Source organism: Bilophila wadsworthia ATCC 49260 (assembly GCF_000701705.1).
Classification (GTDB): Bacteria; Desulfobacterota; Desulfovibrionia; order Desulfovibrionales; family Desulfovibrionaceae; genus Bilophila; species Bilophila wadsworthia.
Map to the genome: position 1 here is coordinate 1 of NZ_JNJP01000135.1, position 6,698 is coordinate 6,698.

At 52.8% G+C, this 6,698-nt stretch carries 11 protein-coding genes; 6 read left to right on the plus strand and 5 right to left on the minus strand.

The annotated features are described in order from the left end of the window. Window positions 1-149 precede the first annotated feature (149 nt). The 4 genes from T370_RS0120810 to T370_RS0120825 all read right to left on the minus strand — a co-directional run bounded on the left by T370_RS0120810 (window position 150) and on the right by T370_RS0120825 (window position 2,571). Window positions 150-464 (minus strand): hypothetical protein, encoded by a 315-nt coding sequence (locus T370_RS0120810; protein WP_029436856.1) that lies wholly within the window; start codon window positions 462-464, stop codon window positions 150-152. Beyond that, entirely contained in the window at window positions 461-1,240 is a 780-nt protein-coding gene (locus T370_RS0120815) for a phage antirepressor KilAC domain-containing protein (RefSeq protein WP_029436877.1), read from the minus strand. The genes T370_RS0120810 and T370_RS0120815 overlap by 4 nt, the downstream gene beginning before the upstream one ends. A 225-nt stretch (window positions 1,241-1,465) precedes the next feature. Next, window positions 1,466-2,041 carry a phage regulatory CII family protein gene (locus T370_RS0120820; protein WP_029436878.1) on the minus strand — a complete coding sequence of 192 codons (576 nt, stop codon included), beginning with the start codon at window positions 2,039-2,041 and terminating at the stop codon, window positions 1,466-1,468. Window positions 2,042-2,337: 296 nt separating this feature from the next. Next, complete coding sequence (locus tag T370_RS0120825; protein WP_029436879.1) at window positions 2,338-2,571, minus strand: TniB family NTP-binding protein; 234 nt, start codon at window positions 2,569-2,571, stop codon at window positions 2,338-2,340. A gap of 77 nt (window positions 2,572-2,648) precedes the next feature. Here T370_RS0120825 and T370_RS0120830 point away from each other — a divergent pair, with 77 nt between their 5' ends. Next, window positions 2,649-3,056 carry a hypothetical protein gene (locus T370_RS0120830; RefSeq protein WP_029436880.1) on the plus strand — a complete coding sequence of 136 codons (408 nt, stop codon included), beginning with the start codon at window positions 2,649-2,651 and terminating at the stop codon, window positions 3,054-3,056. A gap of 314 nt (window positions 3,057-3,370) precedes the next feature. Here the strand turns inward: T370_RS0120830 and T370_RS25275 are convergent, their stop codons facing one another. Further along, window positions 3,371-3,595, minus strand: a complete 225-nt coding sequence (locus T370_RS25275; protein WP_156034479.1) for a hypothetical protein — start codon at window positions 3,593-3,595, stop codon at window positions 3,371-3,373. Between the two features lie 364 nt (window positions 3,596-3,959). On the opposite strand from T370_RS25275, the gene T370_RS0120840 reads away from it, so the two are divergent. The 5 genes from T370_RS0120840 to T370_RS0120855 all read left to right on the plus strand — a co-directional run bounded on the left by T370_RS0120840 (window position 3,960) and on the right by T370_RS0120855 (window position 6,548). Next, window positions 3,960-4,199 (plus strand): phage regulatory CII family protein, encoded by a 240-nt coding sequence (locus T370_RS0120840; protein ID WP_029436881.1) that lies wholly within the window; start codon window positions 3,960-3,962, stop codon window positions 4,197-4,199. A 408-nt stretch (window positions 4,200-4,607) separates the two neighbouring features. Beyond that, on the plus strand, window positions 4,608-5,066 hold the full coding sequence (locus tag T370_RS24665) for a DUF2335 domain-containing protein (protein WP_081847613.1): 459 nt from the start codon (window positions 4,608-4,610) through the stop codon (window positions 5,064-5,066). Window positions 5,067-5,421: 355 nt separating this feature from the next. Further along, window positions 5,422-5,763, plus strand: coding sequence for a hypothetical protein (locus tag T370_RS0120845; RefSeq protein WP_016361044.1), 342 nt, complete (start codon window positions 5,422-5,424; stop codon window positions 5,761-5,763). Window positions 5,764-6,073: 310 nt separating this feature from the next. Further along, complete coding sequence (locus tag T370_RS0120850; protein WP_005027310.1) at window positions 6,074-6,316, plus strand: DUF4160 domain-containing protein; 243 nt, start codon at window positions 6,074-6,076, stop codon at window positions 6,314-6,316. Beyond that, a complete protein-coding gene (locus T370_RS0120855; RefSeq protein ID WP_029436882.1) occupies window positions 6,300-6,548 on the plus strand; it encodes a DUF2442 domain-containing protein in 249 nt (82 codons plus the stop codon). The genes T370_RS0120850 and T370_RS0120855 overlap by 17 nt, the downstream gene beginning before the upstream one ends. Window positions 6,549-6,698 lie beyond the last annotated feature (150 nt).

Below are 6,698 nucleotides of genomic sequence, written 5' to 3' on the forward strand. Positions count from 1 at the left end.
ACCCGGCAGGATTTCCTGCCCGTGAAAGTATCCTTGCTTCCAGTTCGCCTTCTGGAGAAGGGTGATCATCAGCCCACGATACAGCGCGCCCCGGCTCCACGACTTCGAGTCCTCAATCTTGCGCCAGACCTTGAAATAGCCGCCCATATTCACACCTTTCCCTTGACGGCAGGCCCGGTTGCGGGCATACTGTTTTCAACGTTTTGATGAACTTGCATCATCTTTTCCCCTTTGGCCCGTTGCTCCAACAGCGGGCCTTTTTCGTGTTCGCGTGCCGAACCTTCAAGTGGCACTTCAATTCTGTCTCCACACTTCGCGCAGGCCGTCCGATACAGCCAACGCCAGCCCTGCTTCGGGCAGGGCCGCAGGTGCGGATATTGCGCGGCGGCTTCCCTGAGCCCTTCCACCGTGAGGAACCCCACGGCCTCGGGCGACGGGATGCGGTGGCGGCAGCGGATGATCATGACTCCACCATTTTCTTGAACAGGTTGATGAAGTAGATTTGCCCCTTGCCCGTAATCTTCGGCGTGCGGGTGATGCGGCTTTCCCCACTGCTTCCGATGCGGGTGCCCTCCTTGATCTCCATCCATCCGGCATCCATGCTTCTCTGGGTAGGCATGTTGGTCTGGGAACCATCCTTGTGCAGGTAGCCCCTGTTCCTGAGCCACTCGAAAAAGCGGTTCTGCCCGATGTCGTAGCCCGTGGCCTGCTTGATGAGCTTCGCCATTTCCCCGACGGAGATACTGGTTTTGGCGACCTCGATGGACTCGGCGAAGACGACCTTGGGCTTCACTTCCTCCATCCTCTGCTCCAGCGCGAGGCGGGCTTCATGGGCGATACGCCGCTTTTCCTCACTATCCGCCCATGCACGGGCCGCAGCCACCGGATCCGTAAAGTTCGGAATCGCCGGGACACCATAGGAACCGGTCTTGCGGATGGACGGGAGCACCTCATGCACGATCCACCGCTTGAACCGCTTGGCCTCCGGCTTGCGCGACCGGAGGATGAGCGAATACAGGCCCGGTTCGGAAACCGTGGACATCTCCTGCCTGCCGCCGGGGGTATCGATACTGTCGATCCCCTTTTCATCGTCATCCAAAGCGGCGATCACGTCTCCCGTGTTGCCGATGCCAAGACAGGCGCACACGTCCCGCGCCACGAAACGTAGTTCGCCGCCATCTCTTTTGATGATGCGTATAGGGCCGAACTCCACGTTCTGGAAAATCTGCATCCCATTCATCGCGATTCCTCGGGATAAAATGCTGCTCAGAGGACAAGCTTACAAACCACAGCCAGTGTTCTTCAGTGAATTCAATCTGCCCTACTTCCCTTGAAACCTTACCTCCGCAAGTGGGACATACCCCCGTAATGCACGCAGGTTCTGGCCCCACAAAAGGAATGGACATTCTCGCCAACGAAGGGGTCCACCCGCACTCGCGGCAAACATTCCACGGGGCGTATCTCGTCAACCGCTTGACGCGGCGCGGCCTGAACGCTTCCAGAAATGCCACCATCTCTTCATCTCCTTCTTCTCAGGCATCGCCACCGGAGGCGCCTGCTCTCCGTCCGACAGGCTGGCCAGCGCCACATCCCGATCCCGCCGTTCCGCCAGTGGTTGCAGCCCGGCCTGCGCGCTCCGGCACGCCGCGATCACGTCCCCAAGCCCGGAACGGATCTCCCGCGCCGTACTCGGATAAAGCACCTGCGCTTCGGCGACGATCCGCTGCACCTCGCCAAGGGCCGAACCCGCACGCGCCACCGCCGTCAGCACGTCCGCCCGCGTCGCGGCAGGCGTCACCGGAGTGTCATCAGCTACAATCTGCGCTTCGAGCCACTGAAGGAGGATTCTATTCCGCATCACCCTGCACAAACCGGGGATGATGTGCAGGCTCGGCGCATAGTTGTCATTGGGATCAAGATAGCGGCGCAAATGCGTCGCGGTGATGCCCACTCCCTGCGCTATGCTTTCGGCGGTCATGCCGCTGGCGTCCTTGGCTTCCCGAAGCGCCTCGATCGCAGTCATGTTCTTGTAGTCGGCCATCCTGCTTTTCCTCTGAAGTTTTCAACTTTACGGCCTGTTGCGTTCCGATAAGATGGCTGAAAAAGGTTCGGAACCCATGCATGTACCTACAGTCCATCTGCTCATCACTCTGCGTGGCCCAGTGTGGCGGGTCCGCATCCTGATCCATGGTGTTTCCCGCCTGTGTTGGCGGTCGTACCGCGTCGCGGAGTACCCGACTCCAGAAGCCGTGGCTCGGCGGTGCGCGGCAGGGCTAGCGAAGTGCAAGCCAGAAAATGACACCGATAACTGCAAAATAGGCAATACTTACGATTGCTTCAGGCCAGTTCATGGGCGTGCTCCTTTTCGGGTTCGGTGGGAGCGGTTGGTGGGGCTATCAGAGCCTTTGATTCATGCAAATAAGGATAGACACGCTCCGCAATCGACTCTCCGCCTTCCCGGTTCAAAAACTTTGAAAGACCACAGGGATTGAGTCCGGCAAGTTCCGCAAACTGTGCCTGTGTCAAATTCCTTTCCTGCAAAAATTTTTTCAGAGTGTTTTGAATGCTCATGTCCATCTTTTTACTAAATAGTAAATATTAAGGCAAGCAGTTTTTTTCCAAAAAGAAAATGACAGGAAATTTACCGTATGTTAAATAATCGTATGGGATTCTACGAAGATTTGATCAACGGCATGAAGTCGTGCATCGGTGAAGGCAAAAAATTTGCGACGAACGCGGATATGGCTAGACACTGTGGTGTTCAGGCTGTGCAGACATCCCGTTATCTGAATGGAGAGCGGGAAAAGCACCTCAAGGCGCTTGGAAATATTTTGGACAAGATAGGAGCCAAGCTTGTCTGGGATCACGTACCTGCGACAAATGCGCCTGACACGCCTGAATCCGCACAGTATGAAGCTACCATTGCGGAACTTCGGAAAGAAATCGAATCTCTACGCATCTACAAAGCGAAGTGGGAAGGACATCTCGAAGCACTTCGCGCCCAGAGCGGCGTGGATACTCAAAAACTTCCTGAAAAGAACAAGCTCGCTTCGTGAATAAGCCCTTCCTCAAGCTCGTGAAGAAATGAAAATCCCCGCCGGAGCGGGGAGAAGGAGAAAAATGTCTAAAGTTACTACAATTACATTTACTGGGGAGAGCGGGAGAAAGTACACATTTGACACCTACGAGAAGAGCACCAAATTTAACGACGTAAGTGCCGTGTATATATTCACAAAAAGGTACGTAACAGCATCTGGAGGCTATTCACAAATAGCTTTATATGTTGGTGAAACAAGAGAGCTTGGAACCCGTATCGGAAGCCATGAAAAATGGCCTTGTGTGGAGAGAAATGGTTGTACCCATATTTCTATTATGCAAGTTTCAGGTTCTCAACAACGTCTTGATATCGAGACGGATCTGATTCATTCCTTGAATCCTGTTTGCAATCGGCAATAGATTCATAAGGCTCATCTTTTGGGTAATAACTCTCATTAAAAAACTTAACGGCAATGCTAATTGCCTCCATCAATTTTTCCTCGTCTGAACAAACTGGTTCAACAAAATAGCAACCGCTGTCTGTTTTTTGGATTTTCATTATGCCTCCCCGCCCCTCCTCATGAGGGGCTTTTTTGTGCCCTGCCGAGCGTGACCGCCGATCCCTTCGTGGTGTCGGTATTTTTGTAACACAATATTTACTGAATGGAAATTTTATATTGACACAATATTTGCTGTTTGGTAAATATCGCTTCACGACGACCGGGACACCCCCGCCGTCCTCACAAGCCGCGACGGGTCGGCGGGCGTAGACGGTATGATGAATACCCAATCAGCGCGGGGAAAGGTGACTAATCCCCCGGCTCGGCAGAGCTGCAACAGTAATGCAGACGGGTATTATCCCGTAAAAATTTTCATGAAATACAATCGAACCCGGAATCATCCGGCTTTTTCAGGACAAACATATGAACAAAGTCGTCAAGGCCGTCCACGAACTCGTGACGCAAGGCAAGATGCCCGCAAAATCCGTTGCTATCGCCATCGGCAAGCCCTACTCGACCCTGCTCAGGGAAACCAATCCGCTTGACCCCGGCGCAAAGCTCGGCGTCGAGACGTTCATGGCCATCATCGAAACCACGGGCGACTCCACCCCGCTCAACGTGATGGTGCGGGAACTCGGCTACAGGCTTGCCCCTGTGGACTGACGGCCTCACATGAAAGGGGCGGCGAACACCCGTCGCCCCGAACCATGCGGGACCTGAAACGTATGGATGTGCACGCCCCGGCGGGGATTGGCTCCGCCGGGGGTTCCATGCCTAGTCTCATAGACGGACAACGGGAAAGACATTGACGATTCTGCTTGCCATAGCGTAATTAATACCAAAAGGAGTATTAATCCTCCTTGGGAGGGTAAATTATGTCACGTTTTTTAGGCAGGTTATGGTGTTCATTCGGGAACCTGCTGAATGTAACGTCCCGGGGAAATACATGCTCAAAGAAGCGAATCGTTGAGGCAAGATCCAGACTGGCCAATCGTTCTGATACTGAGTCGCTTAGAGCTTGTTTTAGAAACGTAGGAAACGATATCGCTTTTTCCATGAAGAAGTACGAGCATGACAAAAAGTAGATCGGCCCCCAATACGCCATCCACTAAACCAAAAGTTATTAAGGCAGAAAGACATCTTGCTATAGCGACCTATTCTGGCCCACTCCCAGATCCTGCTACTTTCGAAGCCTATGATCACACTACCCCTGGTGCAGGTGAACGTATTCTGGCTATGGCAGAAAAAGAGCAAGCACACAGGCATAAGATGGAAGCCCTAATGACAGAAGCCTATGCTAAAGACTCTGTTAATGAACGTAAGGAGATACAACGTTCTCAGTGGATGGCTTGGACATTGGCTTCAGGAGTAGTTCTTATTGGAGGGTTTCTTGTTTACGCAGGGCATTCCGTTGTTGGTACTCTTTTAACAGGAGGTACGCTCATCGGTATTGTTTCTGCGTTCTTAGAAAAGAATAGACACGAAAAAGAAAACAATGATGAATTACATCACCGCCACTCAGAAAAGTAGCTCTATCCGTAGTTAGTTGCTCCGGCAGAAAAGGCTCCTCGTTTCCGAGGAGCCTTTTTCATACCCAACGCAAGGTTTCGCGCCCAGCTCGAAAACGGCGTCACAAGCGCAGCCCGATCCTATCGGGCTTCCCTCCCCCTGTTCCCCCGGCGGCGGTCGGCGTTGTTCACGTCCGGGCGCGGCGTCGGCGGCGGGTTCGTCGGGGCTGGTTGTCAATGAGCAGGCGGTGGCGTTCACCTCACGGGGCAAGCCATGCTTGACTCTTTGATAGGTAAACTTTACCTCTTTTGTCAATACATAAAATTACGCCGAGATGAAAAGAGGTGATTTTGCTATGATTGGAGGAAAAGGAGACATGCAAGTGCTTAATGAAACAGGGATGGCTGCGTTTGAAGAATCCATCCGCAAGGCACTTGAGGAGCGCCGTAAAGTCATAGGTATGACTGAACAAGCACTTGGTTCGCTTGCTTTTCCTCATGTGGCGGATTCCCGACGGAAAGTTCAATCAATCAGAAAGGGGCAGGGCTCGGGTGAAAATCGTAAACCCCAACAACTCAGAATGACCGACGTAATGAACCTCTTAGCAGCCCTCGGTTTGCCTTGGGAAAAGGTGATTAAACAGGCTTTTGCGGATGCGGAAACGGCCCAAAAAGAGGAACAGGAAAAAATAAAGGCCCTTTTAGCAACCCACAAATAGAGTAACCCGTTAATATAAAACGACCTATCAAGCCGCCATAATGGGCGGCTTTTTTGTTACCCCTCTTTAGGGAAAAATTTTGCTCTTTCTCTTGACTATAAGGTAATTTTTACCTACCTTGTTTTCAACGAAGGACGGGAACCCACCCCGACCCGCTCATTGAAAACAGGCGCGATGACGGCCCTCAACTGGACGCTGTACGGCGAGGAAACGTACCCCACGGCGCTCAGCGCAAGCCCGAGCACACACGGTCGAAGCGTATGGACAGAGGTCGTGAAACCCGCTATTCTTTTGAAAAAGTGAGGGAATAATGCCCGTTATTCTTATCGTCGGGCCCTATCGCTTTTTCTTCTATTCCAATGAAGGAAATCCGGTAAAGGCCCCTCACATCCACGTCAGAAGCCAAGACGGAGAAGCGAAAATCTCACTCGTCGAACCGTACGGCGTTCTGCTCAATGCCGGTTTTTCCGCGCAGGAGCTGCGCAAAATATGCAAGCTCGTTCAGGAAAAACGGGACATCCTGAAGGGGGCGTATCATGATTATTTCGCCTAAAAAGGTTTGGTTCGACGAGGATTCCCTGTGGGTAGGGCTGAATGACGCCCGCGTCATCGGCGTCCCTCTTGCTTGGTTCCCCCGTCTGCTCAACGCGACGGTTGCGGAACGCGAACGGTTTGAATTGAGCGCGTTCGGCATCCACTGGGAACACCTCGATGAAGACATTTCCGTCGAAGGACTCCTTGCCGGTCAGGGGGATTTGACGAGGACTCCCATCAAGGTCGCCTGACCATCTGCAAAAACACACCCGAAAGGCTCCCCGGAAACGAGGAGCCTTTTTTCGTGCCTAGCCCCATCGAAAAGCCCGGAACCAACCGGGCTTTTTCATTGGGTTTGGGACGCCAAGCCAAACATCAAAACGAGGGTATTTCTATGTGTT

Excerpts from the sequence above, each read along its gene's own strand:
- T370_RS0120815 (WP_029436877.1), bottom strand. The coding sequence starts at position 1,240 with ATGAATGGGATGCAGATTTTCCAGAACGTGGAGTTCGGCCCTATACGC.
- T370_RS0120820 (WP_029436878.1), bottom strand. The coding sequence starts at position 2,041 with ATGGCCGACTACAAGAACATGACTGCGATCGAGGCGCTTCGGGAAGCC.
- T370_RS0120825 (WP_029436879.1), bottom strand. The coding sequence starts at position 2,571 with ATGAGCATTCAAAACACTCTGAAAAAATTTTTGCAGGAAAGGAATTTG.
- T370_RS0120810 (WP_029436856.1), bottom strand. The coding sequence starts at position 464 with ATGATCATCCGCTGCCGCCACCGCATCCCGTCGCCCGAGGCCGTGGGG.
- T370_RS0120855 (WP_029436882.1), top strand. The coding sequence starts at position 6,300 with ATGATTATTTCGCCTAAAAAGGTTTGGTTCGACGAGGATTCCCTGTGG.
- T370_RS25275 (WP_156034479.1), bottom strand. The coding sequence starts at position 3,595 with ATGAAAATCCAAAAAACAGACAGCGGTTGCTATTTTGTTGAACCAGTT.
- T370_RS24665 (WP_081847613.1), top strand. The coding sequence starts at position 4,608 with ATGACAAAAAGTAGATCGGCCCCCAATACGCCATCCACTAAACCAAAA.
- T370_RS0120845 (WP_016361044.1), top strand. The coding sequence starts at position 5,422 with ATGCAAGTGCTTAATGAAACAGGGATGGCTGCGTTTGAAGAATCCATC.
- T370_RS0120830 (WP_029436880.1), top strand. The coding sequence starts at position 2,649 with ATGTTAAATAATCGTATGGGATTCTACGAAGATTTGATCAACGGCATG.
- T370_RS0120850 (WP_005027310.1), top strand. The coding sequence starts at position 6,074 with ATGCCCGTTATTCTTATCGTCGGGCCCTATCGCTTTTTCTTCTATTCC.
- T370_RS0120840 (WP_029436881.1), top strand. The coding sequence starts at position 3,960 with ATGAACAAAGTCGTCAAGGCCGTCCACGAACTCGTGACGCAAGGCAAG.